General features: G+C 74.6%; 11 protein-coding genes and 1 pseudogene. 3 read left to right on the top strand and 9 right to left on the bottom strand.

The window, feature by feature from the left end:
• The first annotated feature begins 27 nt into the window (after positions 1–27).
• From OYE22_RS27960 to OYE22_RS27950, 3 genes and pseudogenes are all read left to right on the top strand, one after another.
• Positions 28–1,128 (top strand): iron ABC transporter permease, encoded by a 1,101-nt coding sequence (locus tag OYE22_RS27960; RefSeq protein WP_277322967.1) that lies wholly within the window; start codon positions 28–30, stop codon positions 1,126–1,128.
• Between the two features lie 131 nt (positions 1,129–1,259).
• Positions 1,260–2,276: an iron ABC transporter permease gene (locus tag OYE22_RS27955; protein WP_277324361.1), complete on the top strand. Its 1,017-nt coding sequence runs from the start codon at positions 1,260–1,262 to the stop codon at positions 2,274–2,276.
• Between the two features lie 2 nt (positions 2,277–2,278).
• Positions 2,279–3,070, top strand: a pseudogene (locus OYE22_RS27950) (ABC transporter ATP-binding protein); the annotation flags it as partial.
• Positions 3,071–3,269: 199 nt separating this feature from the next.
• Here OYE22_RS27950 and OYE22_RS27945 read toward each other — a convergent pair.
• From OYE22_RS27945 to OYE22_RS27905, 9 genes are all read right to left on the bottom strand, one after another.
• A complete protein-coding gene (locus OYE22_RS27945) occupies positions 3,270–4,712 on the bottom strand; it encodes a caspase family protein (RefSeq protein WP_277322966.1) in 1,443 nt (480 codons plus the stop codon).
• The gene (locus OYE22_RS27940) at positions 4,705–5,085 is read right to left on the bottom strand and encodes a hypothetical protein (protein ID WP_277322965.1); all 381 of its coding nucleotides are present in this window, start codon (positions 5,083–5,085) and stop codon (positions 4,705–4,707) included. Before OYE22_RS27940 ends, OYE22_RS27945 begins: the two co-directional genes overlap by 8 nt.
• Positions 5,086–5,318: 233 nt before the next feature.
• Entirely contained in the window at positions 5,319–7,379 is a 2,061-nt protein-coding gene (locus OYE22_RS27935; RefSeq protein WP_277322964.1) for a prolyl oligopeptidase family serine peptidase, read from the bottom strand.
• A 3-nt stretch (positions 7,380–7,382) separates the two neighbouring features.
• The gene (locus OYE22_RS27930; RefSeq protein WP_277322963.1) at positions 7,383–8,753 is read right to left on the bottom strand and encodes a M20/M25/M40 family metallo-hydrolase; all 1,371 of its coding nucleotides are present in this window, start codon (positions 8,751–8,753) and stop codon (positions 7,383–7,385) included.
• A gap of 13 nt (positions 8,754–8,766) precedes the next feature.
• Entirely contained in the window at positions 8,767–9,600 is an 834-nt protein-coding gene (locus OYE22_RS27925; protein ID WP_277324360.1) for a M55 family metallopeptidase, read from the bottom strand.
• 464 nt (positions 9,601–10,064) lie between these two features.
• Entirely contained in the window at positions 10,065–12,329 is a 2,265-nt protein-coding gene (locus tag OYE22_RS27920) for an MMPL family transporter (protein WP_277322962.1), read from the bottom strand.
• A gap of 489 nt (positions 12,330–12,818) precedes the next feature.
• On the bottom strand, positions 12,819–13,541 hold the full coding sequence (locus OYE22_RS27915; RefSeq protein WP_277322961.1) for a class I SAM-dependent methyltransferase: 723 nt from the start codon (positions 13,539–13,541) through the stop codon (positions 12,819–12,821).
• Positions 13,542–13,715: 174 nt separating this feature from the next.
• Positions 13,716–16,238 (bottom strand): SpoIIE family protein phosphatase, encoded by a 2,523-nt coding sequence (locus tag OYE22_RS27910; protein WP_277322960.1) that lies wholly within the window; start codon positions 16,236–16,238, stop codon positions 13,716–13,718.
• Positions 16,239–16,574: 336 nt separating this feature from the next.
• Positions 16,575–19,067, bottom strand: coding sequence for an MFS transporter (locus OYE22_RS27905; RefSeq protein ID WP_277324359.1), 2,493 nt, complete (start codon positions 19,065–19,067; stop codon positions 16,575–16,577).
• Positions 19,068–19,129 lie beyond the last annotated feature (62 nt).

Raw genomic sequence — 19,129 nt, 5'->3', positions numbered from 1 at the left:
GGTCAAGAGCGAGGTTAGGCTAACCTCATGTCCGTTGCGCAAGAGGCCGGGCCTCCCGTCGACGTGACGAGGCCCACGCTGACCAAGTCCGTGCGGCCCAGGCACCGTCCCACCGCGTGGGCCGCCGCCGCTCTCGTCGCGTTGTTGCTCACCCTGTGTCTGCTCTCCCTCCTCATCGGCTCGGGCAAGACCCCGATGGGCCGCGCCCTGGACTACCTCCTCGGCGACCCGTCGGCCCGCGCGGACGCCGCGCTGCGGCTGGCCGTGGTGGACGTGCGGCTGCCGCGCACCATCGCCGCCGTCCTGGTGGGCACGGCGCTGGGCGCGGCGGGCTGCCTGCTCCAGGCCGTCACCCGCAACCCGCTGGCCGAGACCGGGCTCCTGGGCGTCAACTCCGGTGCCGCGCTCGGCGTCGTCATCGGGCTCACCTACTTCGACGTGACGTCGCCCTACGGCATCCTCGTGTGGGCCCTGGTCGGCGGCATGGCCGCGAGCGCCGTCGTACTGCTGCTCGCCGCGTCCGGACGGGCCACCACATCACCGCTGCGCCTGGTGCTCGCCGGCTCCGCGCTCGGCGCCACCTTCCACGGCATGACCTCGTACGTGCTCCTGGGCACCCAGTCCACCTTCGACGTCTACCGGTACTGGACCATCGGCTCGTTGGCCGGCGTGGAGACGCGCACCGCGCTGTCCATCGCCCCGCTGATCGTCGTCGGCCTGGTCGTCGCCGTGGGCGCGAGCCGCCCGCTGTCCGCACTGGCCCTCGGCGACGACAGCGCCCGGGCCCTCGGCCACCACCCAGGCCGCATCCGCCTCGTGGTGGCCGGCGCCGTCACGCTGCTCGCCGGCGCCGCCGTCGCGCTGGCCGGCCCGATCGCCTTCCTCGGCCTGCTCGCCCCGTACGCCGCGCGCCTGGTCACCGGGCCACGGCTGGCGGCCCAACTGCTGCTGTCCGCGCTGGTGGCCGCTAACGTCATGGTCGCGGCCGACATCGCGGCCCGCGTCGTCATCCGCCCCTGGGAGACGCCCGTGAGCGTGCTGCTCGCCCTGATCGGCGGACCGCTGCTGATCTGGATCGCCCGCACCAACCGCATGCTCGGCCTCGGCGCGCCCGGCGGTGGCGCGTGACGCCCCCCGAGGCGCGACCGGCGCCCGACGCGCCCGCGCCGACGCCACCGGCGACGACCCCGCCGAAGACCCCGCCGACGGCCCGCACCGGCGGGGACGCCGCGCTACGCGTCGCGCCGGCCGACAGCACCGTGCTGCGCACGGGCACCTGGTCCTGGCTCTTCCCGCACCGGGCCGCGCTCATCTCGCTCGGGCTGCTCGCGGTCATCGCCGTCGTCGTCGCGCTGGCCACGCTGGCCAGTTCGACCGGCATGAGCGTGGGCACCTCGCTGCGCGGTCTGCTGGGCACCGGCGACCGGCTGACCGTGATGCTCGTCCAGGAGTTCCGGCTGCCGCGCATCGTGGTGGGGCTCCTGGTCGGCGCCGCCCTCGGCATCGCCGGCTGCCTCACCCAGACCCTGGCCGGAAACCGGCTGGCCACCCCCGACATCATCGGCGTCAACGAGGGCGCCACCGCCGCCGTGGTGGCCTCCGTCGTCGGCAGCTCCACCGCCATGGTCGGTGACTGGTGGCTCGGGCCGCTGGGCGCGGCGGGCGCGGCGGCGCTGGTCGTGCTGTGCGCGGGCGGCGCCGGCACCCGTGGCTACCGGGTCCTGGTCGTCGGCATCGGCGTCTCCACCATCATCGGCGCCATCAGCGACCTGGTGATGTCGCGCCAGAACGACAACACCGCCGGCGGCGTCTTCCTGTGGAGCGTCGGCAGCCTGAGCGGACGCGACTACGGCGTGGGCCAACCGCTCGCCCTGTGCCTGCTGGTGCTGGTCCCCCTCGCGCTGGTCGCCGGGCGCCGCCTGGACGTCCTGCGCTTCGACGACGACGTGGCGGCGGCCCTCGGCCTCAACGTGCCACTGCTGCGCGGCCTCACCCTCGCCCTCGCCGTCGCGCTCGCCGGCATCGCGGTCGGCATCGGCGGCCCCATCGCCTTCGTCGCGCTCGCCGCGCCGGTCATCGCGACCAAGCTGTACGGGCCGACCCGGGTCCCCGTCATCGGCTCGGCCCTGGTGGGCGCGGCGCTGGTGGCGGCGAGCGACGCGCTGGGCCGGGTGGTGGCCCCCGTGGAGATCCCCGTCGGCGTCATCACCAGCGTGCTCGGCGGACCGTTCCTGCTGTGGGTGCTGTTCGGCGGCTCCCCCTCGCGAAAGGCATGACCGTGGAACTCGTCGTCCAACAGCTCAAGGCGGGCTACCCGGCAGGCACCCGGGGCGGGGCCGAACCCGCCCACCTCGCCGTGCGCGGCGTCGACCTGACCATCGCGCCCGGCCAGGTCGTCGCGATCGTCGGCCCCAACGGCTGCGGCAAGTCCACGCTGCTGCGCGCCATGGCCCGGCTGCACCAGCCGCACGCGGGCACCGTCAGCGTCGGCGGCGACGACATCTGGCGACTGCGCCAGCGCGCGGCGGCCCACCGCGTCTCGCTCCTCCCCCAGTCCCCGCAGGCCCCGGAGGCGGTCACCGTCGCCGGCCTCGTACGGTACGGGCGCCACCCGCACCAGGGTCTGTTCCGCCAGTGGTCGCGCGAGGACGAGCGCGCGGTGCGCGCCGCGCTGACCGCCACCGGCGTCGCCGACCTCGCCGAGCGCCGGCTCGACCAGCTCTCCGGCGGCCAGCGGCAGCGCTGTTGGCTGGCGATGGTGCTGGCCCAGGAGACCCCGGTGGTCCTCCTCGACGAGCCCACCAGCGCACTCGACCTCGGCCACGCGGTGGAGGTGCTCGAACTGGTCCGCGAGGTGGCCACCGCCGGCCGCACCGTCGTCATGGTCGTGCACGACCTGACCAGCGCCGCCCGCTACGCGGACGTCATCGTGGCCATGCGCGACGGCGAGGTGGTGGCCACCGGCCCCTCCCGCGAGGTGGTCGACGCCGCGCTGGTGGAGCGGCTGTACGGGGTCCCGGCCGACGTGCTGGCCGCCCCGGTGGACGGCTCGCCGGTGGTCGTACCCCGGGCGAGGGCGGCGACCGGGACCGGGGCGGCCCGGGAGTCCGAGGCGGCCGGGGCCGCGCCGGCCGACGACGAGCGCCCCGAGCCGCACGCCCCGAAGGCGGGCCCGGCCACGGTGGTGGACGCGGACGAGCCGCCGGCGGGCGGGCCGGTGGCCGTACCCCAGCCCTGACGCGCCCCGCTCCCCCGGCCGCGTACACCCGTCACGCGCACGTCTTGTCGCCCTCGGGCGCGGGGCCTTCGCCCTGGGTCACCTCGAACGTGGCGCCCATCTCGTCTGTGCCGGGCACCTTGGGCGTCACGCCGACGACGAGCACCTTCGTCCATTCCCTGGCGGGCCCCGGCACCACCGTCGACTCCCCGATCGACACGCCGTGCGCCTTGCAGCCACGGGCGGAGGTGTCGACGAAGAACGAGACGAGTCCGCTGGTGTTGGCGCCCTTCCCGTCGTCGGAGCGCACCGCGGAGCTGCCGCCGATCTGGCCCTGCCCCCCGCCGAAGGCGGACTTCGAACCGTTGTGGTAAATGTCGCCCACCAACCCGTTCACCCCGACCAGCACACCCTCCGGCGTGCGTTTCGTCTTGTTCAGCACCACGGTCAGCTTCCGTGTGGCATACGGCTTCTCCCCCGTCGGGCGCTCCGCCGGGCGCGGTTGCCGGGCCTCGGACGGACGGGTCGGCCGGGTGGCGCTGGGCGTCGGTTTCGCCTCCGGTTCCGCCGTGCCGCTGTCCAGGCTCGCGTAGCCGAACACCCCCGCACCCGTCAGCGCGACGAGCACGCCACCACGGAGCCACCGCGAGGCCGACCGTCGGCGCGAAAGCCGCCACCAGCGCGGAGGGACGGGCGGCGGCCCGGCCGGCACCGGCCCACGTACGAGGGCGACCCGGTGCGCGTCACCGATGCCACCGGTCTGCGGCTCGGCGACCTCGAGCACCCGCTGGGTGTGGCGTACGAACTGGTACACGTCGCTGAGGCTCAGCGGCTCGGGCTGGGCCAGGGCCTGCAACAGCGCGCCGGTGAAGATGCTGTTGCGGTGGCCCTTGCGCGCCATGGACAGGCTGTTGGCGCTCGTGGACGTGAGCACGTACACGCCCCTGGTCGGAGGCGGCACCGGCGCCAGCAGGTGGTTCGCCCCCATCGCGTCGACCGCCCGGCCGGAGAAACAGCAGTCCAGGACCAGCACGCGGGCCGCCGCCCGGGCGCCGGCCAGTTCGCGCTGGAGCACGCTGAGGGGGAGCGCGGTGAAGCCGGTCTGCTCCGGGTCGGTGTGCTCCAGCGCCAGGTGCAGCTTCGAGTCGTCACCGATCAGGCCGTGCCCGGTGTAGTAGACCAGCAGCAGGTCGTCCGCCGCCGCCCGGGCCTTGGCGAGCGCGCCGCCGACCGCGCGCTGGTCCAGCACCTGCTTCTCGTCGAGCCCGAGTACGGTGCAGTGCTCGGGCTGCGTGTCGGCGAAGAGCCCGTACCGGGGGTGCAGGAAAGCGGCCTTCAGGTCTTCCAGGTTGTTGCGGACGGCGGGGATGTCCGGCAGGTCCTTCGAGGCGAAGGTGCTCGCTCCGATCAGTACGACGCGGCTCGTCGCGCCGTTCGGGAACCAGGTGCCCGCTCGCGGCACCTCGCCCGTCGCGGACCCCTCCGCCTCACTCATCGGAGGCGGCCAACCGCTCGACCTCGCTGATGATCGCCTGCGGGTCGCGGACCCCACGGGCGTCCACCGTCACCTCACGCCCGTCGCTCGCCTTGATCGTCACGGTCACGTCCGAGCGGCGCTGGCCGAGCCAGGTGGACACGGACTGCACGACCAGGGCCCCGGCGCCGCCGGAGCCGAGGCTCACGACCAGGGCCTCCACCAGAGCGCCCATCTCCCCCTCGGCGAGGGGACGGGGACACAGGGCGACCCGGCCGCGCAGGGCGTCCTCGCGGCTCAGCCAGTCGCGCAGCGAACGCAGGAGGGAATCGCTGTCGGCACCCCGCACCGACAGTCTCAGCTCACCTTCGGACACACCGTCTAGGACAGACATACGAGCAGCCTGACCACAAGGCTCGGGACCGGTCCCGGAAACCGGGAAACGGCAGTCGATCGGGTGAGGTCGGCGGCTCCCGTAGCCCGTTCGGCCCATGTCCTCACCCCTGTCGTACGTACGCGAGCGGGTCGTGGGCCCGCGACCGGCGGGAGCCCGGGGCGGCGGGCGCGCACGCCACCCAACCCGGGCTCCCGGCACGGCGTTCAGGCCGAGGCCCGGCCGAAGGTGCGCTACGGCGCCAACGTCACCGCCCGCACCCCCGCCGGTTCGAAGCCGAAGACCTGCCCGTAGAGCGACAGTTCCGCCTCCAGCGCGCTGACGATGGTCTCCGCGCGCCGGAAGCCGTGGCCCTCGCCCGGGTAGGTGAGGTAGGCGTGCGGGATGTCGCGGCCCTCGATCGCCGCGAGGAAGCGCTCGCACTGCACCGGTGGGCAGACCGCGTCGTCGAGCCCCTGGAGCAGCAGGAACGGGGCGCGCAGGCGGTCGGCCTGGTGGAGTGGGGAGCGCTCGCGGTAGCGGCCTGGGACCTCGGCGAGCGGGCCGATCAGGCTCTCCAGGTACTGGGCCTCGAAGTCGTGGGTGTCGTCGGAGGCCCAACTCGCCAGGTCGAGCACGGGGAACATGACGGTGCCGCACGCGTACCGGTCGGTGCCGGTCAACGACGCGGCGGTGGTCCAGCCGCCCGCGCTGCCGCCCCGGATGGCCAGCCGGTCGCCGTCGGCGCTGCCCTCGGCGGCCAGCGCGTCGGCGACCGCGGCGCAGTCCTCGACGTCCACCACGCCCCACTGGCCGCGCAACAGCTCGCGGTAGTGCCTGCCGTACCCCGTGGAACCGCCGTAGTTGACGTCCACGACGCCGATGCCGCGCGAGGTGAAGTAGGCGATCGGCAGCCCGAGCACCAGCGGGGAGCGACTGGTCGGCCCGCCGTGCGCCCACACCACATACGGCGGCGACTCGCCCTCGGGCGCCTGGTAGTCGGGGTTGCGCGGCGGGTAGAGGTGCGCGTGGACCTCGCGGCCGCCGGGGCCGGTGAAGGTGCGAGCCACCGGTTCGGGGTAGTACGCCGGGTCCACGACGTCCGTGTGCGGCTCGCCGACGACGCGGGCATGGCCGGTGCGGGTGTCCAGCTCGACCACCTCGTACCCGCTGGTCGGACTCGCCGCCACGCCCACCACCCGGGTGCCGGCCACCGCGAGCGTCGGCTGCCACTCGCTCCACGGGCCGACCACGTCCACCGGCCCCGCCCCGGCCTGGCCGCCGCCGGGGCCCGGCCGCCGGGCCGGCTCGTCGCGCGGGCCCGGGTCGAGTATGCCGAGCGCGGTGACGCCCCGGCCATGGATGACCGCGACCAGCCCGTTGGGCAGCGGTGCGAACCAGCGGAAGCCGACCTTCCACAGCGGTCCGGCGAACTCCTCGTCGCGCGGGCACAGGTTGACCGCCGCCCCGCTGTCCGGGTCCACCCGGTGCAGGTTCCACCAGCCGGTGCGGTCGCTCGCGGCGATCAGCGTGCCGTCAGCGGCCCACTCGGCCTGCGGGATCGACTCGCCGGGCCCGCCGATCAGGGTCCGTACGCCGCTGAGGGCGCCGTCCGCGCCCACCTCGGCGATCTTCAACTCGGTGCCGTCCCACGGCATCCGGGGGTGGTCCCAGGCGATCCACACCACCCGCCGCCCGTCGGGCGAGCGGCGCGGGCCGGTCAGGAACCGGTGCGCGTCGTCGGTGAGTTCGCGCAACGCGCCCCGGTCCCGCGCCGCCGAGCCGTCCAGCGGCACGGCGGCCAGCACCCGGCGCACGTCGCCCGGGGCGGGGCCGGTGAACTCCTCCAGGACGCACCACACCTCGTCCCGCTCGGGCACCAGCACCGGATCGACCCAGCGCAGCCCGCCACCAACGGCGGAGACCGGGGTCAGGGGGCGCGGCTCGGCGGCGCCCGCGCCCTCGCCGGCACCGGCGTCGGCGGCGTCCGGCTCGTACGCGTACAGCCGCTGGTCGTCGAAGTGGCTGAAGACCACCAGCGGCCCGCCGGTGGCGCGCGCGACGGCGGCCCAGGGGGCGCCGCCGTACTCCATGACCCGGCTGCGCACGTTCCACGGCCGGTCCAGCACCGGTTCCTCGGCGCCGCCGGGGCGCCGGCGCACCAGCGTGCGCCGGCCGCCCTCCGCCGGGCGCGGGGCGGTCCACCACACCTCGTCGCCGACCACGCCCACATGCTCGGGGCTGCCGTCGTGCGCCGCCGTGAGCGCCGCGTCAATCGGGGACCGCCAGGCTCCGTACGGGGCCGTGGACACCATCTCTCATGCCTCCCGCAGAAAGTGATCGAGGACGCGGACGCCGAAGTGCAGGGCCTCGACGGGCACCCGCTCGTCCACGCCGTGAAAGAGCGCCGCGTAGTCGAAGCCCGGGGGCAGCTTCAGCGGTGAGAAGCCGTACCCGGTGATCCCCAGGCGCGAGAACTGCTTGGCGTCGGTGCCGCCCGCCATGCAGTACGGGACGGCGTGCCCGTCCGGGTCGAAGCGCTCGACGGCCGCGCGCATCGCCGCGAACACGGGCGCCTCCACCGGGGCCGACAGCGGCACCTCCCGGTGGTGGTACTCCCATTCGACGCCGGGTCCGGTCAGCGCGTCGAGGGTGGCCTCGAACTCCGCCTCGCAGCCGGGCAGCACCCGGCCGTCGACGTAGGCGGTGGCGCTGCCGGGGATGACGTTCACCTTGTAGCCGGCGTCGAGCATCGTGGGGTTGGTGCTGTTGCGCACGGTGGGGGCGATGAGGTCGGCGGCGCTGCCGAGTTCGGCGAGGAGGGCGTCCACGTCGAAGTCGGGGGCGTCCAGCTCGGCCTTGACGCCGTAGAGCTGGGCCAGTTCGGTCAGCGCGCTGCGCACCGTCGGGGTCAGCCGCACCGGCCAGCGGTGCTCCCCGATCCGGGCCACGGCGGCGGCCAGTTGGCTGACCGCGTTGTCGTGGTTGATCTTCGATCCGTGGCCGGCCCGGCCGCGCGCGGTCAGCCGCAGCCAGGCGGTGCCCCGCTCGCCGGCGGCGATCGGGTACAGGCGGCGCACCCGCTCGGCGCCCGGCGTGGTGCCGTGGTAGGTGAAGGCGCCGGACTCGCTGACGCCCTCGGTGCAGCCCGCGAAGAGGTCCGCGTGCTGGTCGACGAGGAAGCCGGAGCCGGCGTCGGCGCTGTCCTCCTCGTCGGCGGTGAAGGCGAGGACGACGTCGCGCCGGGGGCGCAGGCCGAGCCGCTGCCAGGCGCGGACGACGGCGACCATCATCGCGTCCATGTTCTTCATGTCGATGGCGCCACGGCCCCAGACCACGCCGTCGCGGATCTCGCCGGAGAAGGGGTGCACGCTCCAGTCGGCCGCCTCGGCGGGCACCACGTCCAGGTGCCCGTGGACCAGCAGCCCGGGCGCGGCGCGGTCGTGGCCCTCGATCCGGGCCACGACGTTGGTGCGCCCGGGCGCCGCTTCGAGCAGGTGCGCCTCCACGCCCGCTTCGCTCAGCCGCTCGGCCACGTACTCCGCGGCCGGCCGCTCCCAACAGGAGCCGCCGCCCCGGTTGGTGGTGTCGATGCGGATCAGCTCCGAGGTGAAGCGCACCACCTCGTCGAGCGCCTGCCCGTCCAGGGCGGGCCCGCCCGTGCCGTTGCCGTCGTGCGTCGGCCTCATGTGTCTCCCCCGCTCAGCCGTACTGTTCCTCGACCGCCGCCGATACGACGGTGGTCACCGCCTTGAAGCAGCGGATGCCCTCGTACATCGTCGGCGAGGTGTACGCCACCCGCCGCTCGCCGCGCCGCTCCACGCCCGGCACCACCGTCGCGGCGCCCGCCAGGTGCTCGGCGTCGAACTCCACCACCACCTCGTGCGGCCCGGTCCGCTCCGGCTCGCCGCGCGCGGCCAGCGCGGTCGCCTCGCGCGCCGCGGCCCTGATGTCGGCCGCCGTACGGGCCGGGGGGCGGCAGACCGCGGCGTACCGCGACACGTGGTCCTTGACCGCGACCATCCGTGCTCGCGGCGCGTATCCCTTGGCGTCCTCGCAGGTCAGGTCGTCGCCGGTGACCAGGACGACCGGCACCCCGTACTCGGCGACCACCAGCGCGTTGAGCCGGCCCTCGCTGGCCCGCACGCCGTTCAGCCACACCCCGGTGATGGAGTTGGCCAGGTAGGTGTGGGCGAGGACGCCCTCGCTGCCGGCGCCGGTGTGGTAGCCGACGAACGCGATGCCGTCCACGTCGCCGTGTTGCACGCCCTCCACCATGCTGAGGCTCTTGTGCCGGCCCGTGAGGAGCTGGGCGCGTTCGTCCAGTCGCTCCAGGAGCAGGTTGCGCATCGTCCAGTGCGCCTCGTTGATGAGCACCTCGTCGGCGCCGCCGTCGAGGAAGCCGAGGACGGCCGCGTTCACGTCCGAGGTGAACAGCGTGCGGCAGCGTTCCCACTGTGGCGTGCCGGGCAGGACGTCGGCGGGCCAGGTCACGCCGGTGGCGCCCTCCATGTCCGCGGAGATGAGGATCTTCACCATTAACCCGTTCTACCGCAGGCGGAAGGGGCCGCGCACGAACCCCGACGTCACTTGTTCGCCGCCGGCACCCGAACACCCCACCGGCCCCCCCGCCCGGCCCAGGGCGCGCGCGGACCGGCGCGGCGCGCACCGGACGGCCGGCCGGCCGCGTACGCCGGCACGCCGTGCCCCATGATGACCCGACGCGCCGTGTTGGCACACCCCCCGGAGCGGCCCGCGTCCCACCCATCTCGCGGCGGGAGGCCGCCCCGGGCGCAGGAACGCGCGCCGGGCCGGCGCTTCGCCGGAGTATCTGCCGGGATACGGCCGGCCCGCGCCACGGGCGTCGGGGCCGGGTCGAGACGGGACGGGCCGGGGACGGTGCGCGCGGTGGCGCGAGGCCGGCGGGAGCGGGCAAAGGGAGCGGGGGCGGGCGGAGAACGGTGGTCTCCGCCCGCCCCCGTCCCGGGGCCGGCCGCGCGCTAGTCGCGGTTGGCGGGCTCCAGGTCACGCTCGGGCGCACCCGAGTCGTCCGGCTTGACCGGCGACGGGAGGGGCTGTGCGTCGCCCTCGCGCAGGCCGATCTTGGCGTGCAGCGCCCGCAGCGGGCCCGGTGCCCACCAGTTGGCGCGGCCGGCCAGGCGCATGAACGCGGGCACCAGGGCGCCACGCACCAGCGTGGCGTCCATCAGGACCGCGAGCGAGAGGCCGACGCCGATGGCCTTCATGTAGCTGATGGAGCTCATGATGAAGCCGAGGAAGACGATCGCGATCAGCACGGCGGCGGCGGTGACCGTCGATCCGGTGTGCTCCAGACCGCGCGCCACCGCCTGGGTGTTGTCCTTGGTGAGGTCGTGCTCCTCCTTGATCCGGGAGAGCAGGAAGACCTCGTAGTCCATGGACAGGCCGAAGGCGACGCAGAACAGCAGGATCGGCACGGTCCAGGTGATGGTCCCGGTGACCGCGAAGTCGCCGACGATGCCCTCCAGGTGACCGTTCTGGAAGCCCCAGACCAGCACGCCGAGCGTGGCGCTCAGGCTCAGGCAGTTGAGCACCAGCGCCTTGAGCGGCAGCACGATGCTGCCGGTGAACAGGAACAGCACGATGAACGAGCTGATCGCGATGACGCCGAGGCCCAGCGGCAGCTTGTCGTTCATCGACTCGATGGCGTCGTGCAGCTCCGCCGCCGGGCCGCCCACCTGCACGTCGTACGGGGCGTCGACGGCGCGGATGTCCTGGACGAGCTGGCGGCCCTTCTCGGACAGCGACTGGCTCTTGGGCACCACCGACAGGTAGGTGCTGTCGGTGACGCCGAACCGGTCGGCGGCCGGGGTCGGCGGGGCGACCCGCTGGCCGCCGGCGAAGGTGCCGATCTCGGTGTCGACGCGGGCCACGTTGTCCAGCTTGGAGAGCTGCTCGGCGTAGCCGGCGACGTTGCCGCGCTCGCCCTTGCCCGGCGTCTCGTTCAGGACGACGTTGAGGGCCTGCGTCTCCTGGGCGTTGAAGTCCTTCCGGAGCGTCTCGCCGACCTGACGCGACTGGGTGCTGGTCGGCAGCACCCGCTCGTCGGCCAGGCTCATCTTCAGGTCCAGGAACGGCGCCCCGAGGAAGAGCAGCAGTCCGATGACGACCGCGGCGATCGGCACCGGGAAGCGCATGACGGTGATCGCCGTACGGTGCCAGAAGCCCTCTTCCGGCCTGGGCGCGGTGGGCTTCTTCTTGCCCAGGATGCGGCCCTTGTCGATGCGCGGGCCGAGCGCCTTCAGCAGCGCGGGCAGGAAGGTCACCGAGACCAGCGCGGCCAGCAGCGCGGTGGGGATGCCGGCGTAGGCGAAGGAGCGCAGGAAGTAGAACGGGAAGACGAGCAGCGCGCCCATGGCCAGCGCCACGGTGACGGCGGAGAAGACGACGGTACGGCCAGCGGTGCGCAGCGCGATGGAGATGGCCCCGTCGGTGTCGACCCCGCGTCCGAGTTCCTCCCGGTAGCGCTTGATGAGGATGAGGCTGTAGTCGATGGCGAGGCCGAGTCCGAGGCCGGTGGCGACGTTGGTGGCCATCACGGAGACGTCCGTGAACAGCGTGAGGATGCGCATCGTCAGCAGCACGGAGACGATCGTCAGACCACCGACCATGAGCGGCACGGTGGCCGCCACCAGGCTGCGGAAGACGAAGAGCATCACGACGAGCAGGATCGGGAAGGTGATCATCTCGATCTTGACGAGATCCTTCTCCGTGATGTCGAAGATCTCCTTGTTGGCGAGGACGGTGCCGCCGATCTCGACCTCGACGCCGTCGACCTTGCCCTCGTACCGGTCGGCGAACTTGTCGAACCGGTCCTGGACCTCGTCCTCGTCGCCCAGGATGCGCGCCATCACCAGGGCGCTGTCGCCGTCCTTGCCGCGCAGCGACTCGGCCTTGCCCAGGGACCAGTAGGAGACGGCCTGCTCGACGTGCGGCTCCTTGCTGAGCCGGGCCGTGATGTCCTGGCCGGCCTTGGCCACCTCGGGGGCGTCCACGCCGCGCTTGTCGGTGATCAGCAGGGTGAGGTTGGGGGCGCCCGCGTGGAAGCGTTCGTCCATGATCTTCGCGGTCTTGGCCGACTCGGTGGAGCTGTCGACGAAGCCGCCGGAGGACAGCTTGGAGATGACTCCGCCGCCCAGCGCACCCGCGACGAGGAAGAGGACTCCTGAGAGGTACAGGACGAGTCTGCTGCGACCGGAGGTGAACCGGGCCAGGGAAGCGAACATCTGACAATTCCTTCAACTCGAACGATCGACCGCGGTGACTGGCGGCGGCCAGGACGACGGCGGCGCATGTCAGAGCCGCCCGTCCACGCACTGTGGAACAAGCTGCCCCTGTGGAACAGTCTGCCCCACAGGCTTCGGCCCCGCTACCGGACCCCCCACTCCAGGAGTCACACCAGACGCCCGGGACCCACCGAACGGAGCACGCCCGGCGCCGATCGCCGCCCAGGCGGTCCGACTTAGCCCTGGGTATGCGGATATGACCGAACGTCACGTCCGATCGGGGTGTGGGCGACAGCACATGCCCCGCCCGCTCCGTGGACTTCCACCACCGCCGTCGCGACCCCGCGCGAGGCACCGGGCACCATGACACCGGGGCGCGCCGCCCCGCACGGCGACGCGCCGCACGCCCCGGCCCGCCCCGCCCCGCGCCGCGCTCGGGCCCTGGCGGCCCGGCGGCCGGACGGGCCCGGCGGGCCGGGTCACGGTCGGTCAGACGGCGCGCGTCACCAGCCACCACGCGGACGGCAAGATGATCAGCGCGCCGTCCGGGCCGTGCTCGGTCGTGGTGAGGGGAAGTTCGCCGCTCTCCAGGCAGCGCAGCCGCGCGGCGTTCAGCAGGTCGGGCACGACCTGGTCGGAGACCTCGCCGGGGGCGATGCCGTGCTGGAAGACCGCGGCGAGCTTGGGCGGCGGCCCGTCCGGCCCGTTGGCCAGGCCGCGCAGCACCCGCCCGGCCTCCTCGGCCAGTTCGACGACGAAGGCCCGGCCGCGCTCGCCGGTCAGCACGGCGATGGCCTCGGCGACGCGCGACAGGTCGCGGCTGTCGCACTGGTGCAGCACGCCGCGCAGATAGACGTTCACGTCACCGAGTTCCGCGTGCAGCGCCCGTACGGCAGGCAGGTTGGCCGCGTCCAACTGCCGGTAACTGGCCACCCCCGCCGGGTCGTCGGCGCGGGCGCGGGCCACCGCAGCGTGCGACAGGTCCACGCCGATCACCCGGTCGAAGTGCTGGGCCAGAAAGCGGCTCTGGGTGCCGTTTCCGCACCCGACGTCGAGCACCGGCAGCTCCGGGTCGAACTCGCCCTGGAACAACGGCAGGTGCAGCCCCGCGGTGTGCTGCGGCGGGGCGTCCCACAGGACACCGCCCGGCTCGGTGGGGGCGTCTCGCCAGTACTCTTCCCAGGCCCGTACGTAGCCGGTCGACTCAGTCATGCCCAATTGCTACTGGCCGGCGCCGACCGGCACAAGCGGCCGATCGAAAGTTTCCCCGTTCCGCCACCGGCCAGCCGCCGTCCCGCCGCCCGCGTCGCGGCCTACCGCCACCCGGGCCCGCACCACAGCCCCCCGCCGGCGCCGGACGCGGGCGCCAGCCGTGGGTCGGCACGGCTAGCCCAGCGACTGCTCGAACCAGACCGTCTTGCCCTCGGCCGTGCGGCTGGTGCCCCACTCGCTGGCCAGCCTGCTCACCACCCGCAACCCGCGCCCGAACTCGGCGTCGGGCGCGGCGTCCAACAGCGCGGGCAGCGTGTGGTCGTCGTCGCGCACCTCGCACAGCAGCGCGTCCGTGCGTACCAGGCGCACCCGTACGACCTGCCTGGCGTGCCGCACCGCGTTCGTCACCACCTCGCTGACCAGCAGCTCGGCGGTGGGAACGGCCTCGTCCAGGCCCCAGCGGCACAGTTGCTCGCGGACGTAGCGGCGCACGGCGCGCACCGAGCGCGGCTGTGGGGCCAGCTCCCAGTCGGCCACGTCCTCGGCGGCGATGCCGTTCAACCGGGCCATGAGCAGCGCCACGTCGTCCTTGCGCCCGCCACGGCCCCGGTTCAACGTCCCGGCCAGCGAGCGGATGATGGTGTCGCAGGCGTCGTCCATGGAGGCGGCCGGGTGGGCGGCGGACTCGCACAGCGCGGCCAGGCCCACCGCGATGTCCTCGCCGCGCACCTCGACCAGGCCGTCCGTGCACAGCACCAGCCGGTCGCCGGGCTCGACGGGCACCCGCACCGTCTCGAACGGCACGCCGCCCACGCCGATCGGCGCGCCCGTGGGCAGGTTGAGCAGCTCGCTGCGGCCGTCCCTGGCCCGGACCAACACCGGTGGGATGTGTCCGGCGTTGGCGATGGCCAGCTCGCCGCCGATCGGGTCGTAGACCGCGTACAGGCAGGTGGCCAGGTAGTGCTCGCCCAGTCGCTGGGCGAGGTCGTCGAGGTGGCGCAGCAACTGGGTGGGCGGCATGTCCAGGCCGGCCATGGTCTGCACGGCGGTCCGCAACTGGCCCATCATCGCGGCCGAGTTCAGGCCGTGCCCCATCACGTCGCCGACCACCAGGGCGGTGCGCGAGCCGGGCAGCTTGACGCTGTCGAACCAGTCGCCGCCGACCCGGCCGAGCCGGGTGCCGGGCAGGTACCGGGTGGCGGTGTCGCAGCCGGCCATGCGCGGGGCGATGTGCGGCAACATGCTGTCCTGGAGCGTCTCGGCGACGTTCTCCTGGTGGGTGTACATCCGGGCGTTGTCGAGCACGAGACCGGCCCGCGCGGCGAGTTCGGCGCCGGTGACCCGGTCCATGTCGTTGAACTCGGGCCGGTCCTGGTGCCGGAGCAGGATCATGAAGCCCAGCACCACCTGGCGCGCCTTGAGCGGCACGACCAGCATCGAACGGTTGTTGATCAGCGGGCTGATGTCGCGCTTCTCGAACTGCGCGGCGATCGCGTTGCCCATCTGCTCGGAGATGCGCGGCACCAGGACCGGCTCGCCGCTGGTCATGCACTGGAAGAACGGGGTGTGCACGGGGAAGGGCATCGACTCGCCGACCGGGATGACGTCGTCCCAGCGGCCCGGCTCGTCGTTGTGCTCCACGGCCACCCGGTGCCACATCGTGGTCGCGTCCGGCGGGCCGTCCGGGAAGCCCTCGCCCGCGACGACCTGTTCGCGCAGGTAGGTGCCCGCCACGTCGGTGAAGCGCGGCACGACGGCCGCGCTGACCTCCTCGATGGTGCGGGCGAGGTCCAGCGAGGTACCGATGGCGCCGCTGACCTCGTTCAGGAACTCCAGCCGCTCGCGGACCGCCGCGTACTCCAGGTCGGAGGCCAGTTCGGCGGCGGCAGCGGCGGCCGCCCGGGGGTCCGCCGTCTCGTCGTGGGCCACCCGCTCCAGCCGGACGCGCCGCTCGACCCGCTTCGGCACGCCCCAGTCGGGGGTGACCGGCACCCGCTCGTGCTGGCTGATCTCCAGTACGGGATAGCCGAGTTCCAGCACCTGCGCCACGATGCGGGCGCTCTCCCGCGGGCTCATGCTCGGCAGGATCTCGGGCAGCCGGCGGGCCAGCTCCCGCGCCTCGCCGAACTCGGTGTGCAGCGCGAACCCGGGGGCCACCCGTTCGTGCCAGTCCCGGTCGCCGGCCAGCCGTCGCGCGTCGGCGGCCAGCAGCAACAGCCGCTCGGGCCCCGGCCCCACCAGCGGGTAGGCCCACCACAGCACCTGGCCCGGGCCGCGCTCGGTGGCGGCCAGGTGCGCGCGGCCCGCGGTGGGGTAGCCGGATCCGCCGGTCAGCGAGAGGTCGAGGGAGGGGCCGAGGCCCGCGAAGTCGGCGAGATCGGCGAAGTCGGCGAGTGCGCCGCCCTCGTCGGCGGCGTCGGCGGGCCGCGGGCTGTCGAGCCCGCCCCGCTCGTCGCGGCCCTCGCGGAACGCGCCCGAGACCGGCATGAGGTCCACCGCGGGCGCGCCCACGGCCTCCTCCCGGTCGTAGCCGAACAGCTTGCGCGCACCGATGCTCCAGTGCGTGACGAGCCCGGCGCCGTCCACCACGACCACCGCGAGCGGTATCCGCCCCGGGGCAGGCGACCGCTCCGCCCGGGCCGGTGGCTCCGGGGTCACCCTGTCGTCGCCCTCACCCGGCGACGCGCCGTGGTCCATTGGCGAAGTCTCCTTCGTACGCGTACGCAAGATCTGCGCCCCCGCGGCTACGGTACGGCCTGGGCGTGGCACGGCGTGCGGCATTGTCGGAATAGGAGTGCGCCCGGCGCGCGCCGTAAGCGCCCCACGCCGCCCCCGCCCGGTACGCCCCGGGTCGGGCCGCTGGCGCCGTCGTCCCGCCACACGCGTGGGGGCCGGGTCGGCGCACCGACCCGGCCCCCACGCTCCACCCCGTGCGACCGCCCGGCCGCCCGGCGCACTGCGCGTGCGCCCACCGGCCCGCGCCGGCCCACACGCGGTGTCCCCGTAACGTCCCGTCGCGTCCGCGAGCGGGGCTCAGTCCTCGTAGCCCAGTTGCAGATCGCGCTCCGTGCGTCCGCCGCCGGCGACCCGCAGCACGGTGGCGACCGGCGGGTAGCCGGCCGCGATCACCGTGTACTCGCCGGCCGACAGGTCGATGAAGCGGAAGACGCCGTCCGCCCCGGTGGTGGCCGTGTCCACGACGTTGCCCGCCGCGTCGAGCAGCGTCACCCGCGCGTCCTCCACGGTGCGCCCGCCGCCGGCCCGCACCGTGCCGCGCAGCACCGCGCCGCCGGCCAACTCGATGTCCTGCCGGGTCTCGCGGGCCGCCTGCACGCTCACCGGCAGCGCGGCCGGCCGGTAGGCGGGGGCGCTGGAGGCGAGCGTGTACTCGCCGGCCACCAACTCCGTGATCAGGTAGCCGCCTTCCCGGCCGCTGCGGGTGGAGGCGACGACCTCGCCGCGCACGTCGGTGAGGGTGACCATCGCGTCGCGCACCGGCGTGCCGTCGGCCGTGCGCACCGCGCCGGCCAGCCGTCCCGCGCCGCCGAGCACCACGTCGAGTTCGACCGGCCGCTCGCCGACGGTGACGCTGACCGCCTGCGGCTGGTGCCCGCTGGCCGCCGCGATCAGCACGTAGGCGCCCGCGCCCGGCGTGCTCAGCGCGTACCGCCCGTCCTCGCCCGTCGCACCCCGGCCGACCTGCCGGCCGCCCACGTCGATCAGGGTGAGCGCGGCGCGCGGGACGGTGCTGCCGTCGTGGTGCGCCACGGTCCCGCACACCGGCGGGCCCGCCAGCAACTGGGCGTCGGCGCGCGACTGGTCGCCGGAGGCGTAGGAGGTGGTGTACGCGTCGGTGACGTACGGGTCGCTGGCGTACGCGTCGGCGTACGACTCGGGCGCCCGCTGGTCCGCGGTGGGCGACGGGGAGCCGTTGGTGACGGTGTCGGCCAGGCCGCGCGCGGCGGGGACGGCCGGGTCTTGCTGGTCGGTCTGGGACGCCAAGGGATTCTCCTTCAGCAGCAGGGCGAGCAGGAAGCCGAGAACGAGCACGGGCACGAGGTACCCGAAGACGCGCGGCAACGCGTCGACATGGGCGGCGATGTGGCCGTCGCGCAGGGCGGCGGGCAGCGAGTGGACCACCTCCGGGGTGAGGGCGTCCCGGTCCAGGTCCCTGACGCCGGTGGGCAGGTGACGCGCCACGGCGTCGGCGGCCCGGTGCGCGAAGACCGCGACGAGGACGGCCACGCCGATGCCGCCGCCGACCCGCCGCAGCCCCCGGTGCCCACCGGTGGCCGGGCCCGCGTCGGCCGGCCCGCCGGCGCCCCGGACGGCCATCACCAGGACCGGCAGGACCAGCCCGACGCCGAGGCCGAGCACGCCCGTCCACAGGCCGTACGTCAGCCGGGAGGTGTCCGCGCCGAGCCCGGACAGCAGCCACATGCCGACCGTCGCGACGCCGCAGCCGAGGATCGGGTACGCGCGGAAGCGGCCCGTGCGGCTGGCCAGGCGCCCCGCCACCAGCGCGGCCACGGCGGCGCCGCCCAGCAGCGGCAGTGTCAGCAGCCCGGTCCGCGTCGCGCTGGCGCCGGCCATCCGGTGCAGGTGGGCGGGCAGTTGGTCGCACGCCCCGTACAGCGCGATCCCCACGGCCACCCCGACCAGCGTGTCGACGGCCAGGAACGAGCCGCGCCCGGGGGGCCGTGACGCGGGGGACGGTGACGTGGGGAGCCGTGGCGCGGTGCGCTGGCGGGCGAAGTACCGCACGGCGACCCACAGGAGCACGGCGCCCAGGGCGCCGAGGCCGATGCCGAGTACGGTCCGCCCGTCCCAGTCGCCGTCCGTGCCGCCCCAACTCGTCAGCAGCACCAGGCAGAGGGTGGCCGCGGCGGTGAGCAGGGCGCCGAACGTGCCGGCCCCCGTCCGGCCGGCCGGGCGCGGCAGTCGCGGCGCGCACACGGCCGCGACCAGCGCCAACAGGCCGAGCGGCACGCCGAGGTAGCAGCACCAGCGCCAGGAGACGTGGTCGGTGAGCAGGCCGCCGACGGCCGGCCCCACGGCGACGGCGAGCCCGAACACGGCGCCGAGCAGGACCGGGAAGCGCCCGCGCCACCGGGGCGGGGCGACGGTCGCGGCGATCGACTGGGCGCCCACGACGAGCCCGCCGGCGCCCAGGCCCTGGAGGGCGCGGAAGACGATGAGTTCGTCCATCGTGCGGGCCCAGCCAGCCAGCGCGGAGCCGGCGACGAACACCAGGAGGGCGAGCAGGAACAGGCCCTTGCGGCCCACGAGGTCACCGAGCCTGCCGTAAACCGGCAGCACGAGCGCCGCGGCCAGCAGGTAGGAGGTCACGACCCAGGGCAGCCTGTCGCCGCCGTGCAAGTCCGCCGCCACGGCGGGCAGCGCGCCGGCCGTGACGGTCTGGCCGAGGGCCGCGAGCAGCAGCGCCAGCAGCAGGCCGGCGCGGACCAGCGCGGCCCGGCCCGGACCGAGCGGCCGGGGAGCGGCGGGCGGCGGCGCCTCGGACACCGGAGCGGCCGGGGAGGGCTCGGCCGGCTGCCTCGATTCGGCCGCCTCGTCCGCGCCCCATC

The organism is Streptomyces sp. 71268 (assembly GCF_029392895.1).
Taxonomy (GTDB): Bacteria; Actinomycetota; Actinomycetes; order Streptomycetales; family Streptomycetaceae; genus Streptomyces.
Note: the sequence above shows the minus strand (reverse complement) of the source record. Positions and strands in the feature narration are given on the sequence as shown.

Excerpts from the sequence above, each read along its gene's own strand:
- OYE22_RS27960 (WP_277322967.1), top strand. The coding sequence starts at position 28 with ATGTCCGTTGCGCAAGAGGCCGGGCCTCCCGTCGACGTGACGAGGCCC.
- OYE22_RS27945 (WP_277322966.1), bottom strand. The coding sequence starts at position 4,712 with ATGAGTGAGGCGGAGGGGTCCGCGACGGGCGAGGTGCCGCGAGCGGGC.
- OYE22_RS27940 (WP_277322965.1), bottom strand. The coding sequence starts at position 5,085 with ATGTCTGTCCTAGACGGTGTGTCCGAAGGTGAGCTGAGACTGTCGGTG.
- OYE22_RS27935 (WP_277322964.1), bottom strand. The coding sequence starts at position 7,379 with ATGGTGTCCACGGCCCCGTACGGAGCCTGGCGGTCCCCGATTGACGCG.
- OYE22_RS27930 (WP_277322963.1), bottom strand. The coding sequence starts at position 8,753 with ATGAGGCCGACGCACGACGGCAACGGCACGGGCGGGCCCGCCCTGGAC.
- OYE22_RS27920 (WP_277322962.1), bottom strand. The coding sequence starts at position 12,329 with ATGTTCGCTTCCCTGGCCCGGTTCACCTCCGGTCGCAGCAGACTCGTC.
- OYE22_RS27915 (WP_277322961.1), bottom strand. The coding sequence starts at position 13,541 with ATGACTGAGTCGACCGGCTACGTACGGGCCTGGGAAGAGTACTGGCGA.
- OYE22_RS27910 (WP_277322960.1), bottom strand. The coding sequence starts at position 16,238 with ATGGACCACGGCGCGTCGCCGGGTGAGGGCGACGACAGGGTGACCCCG.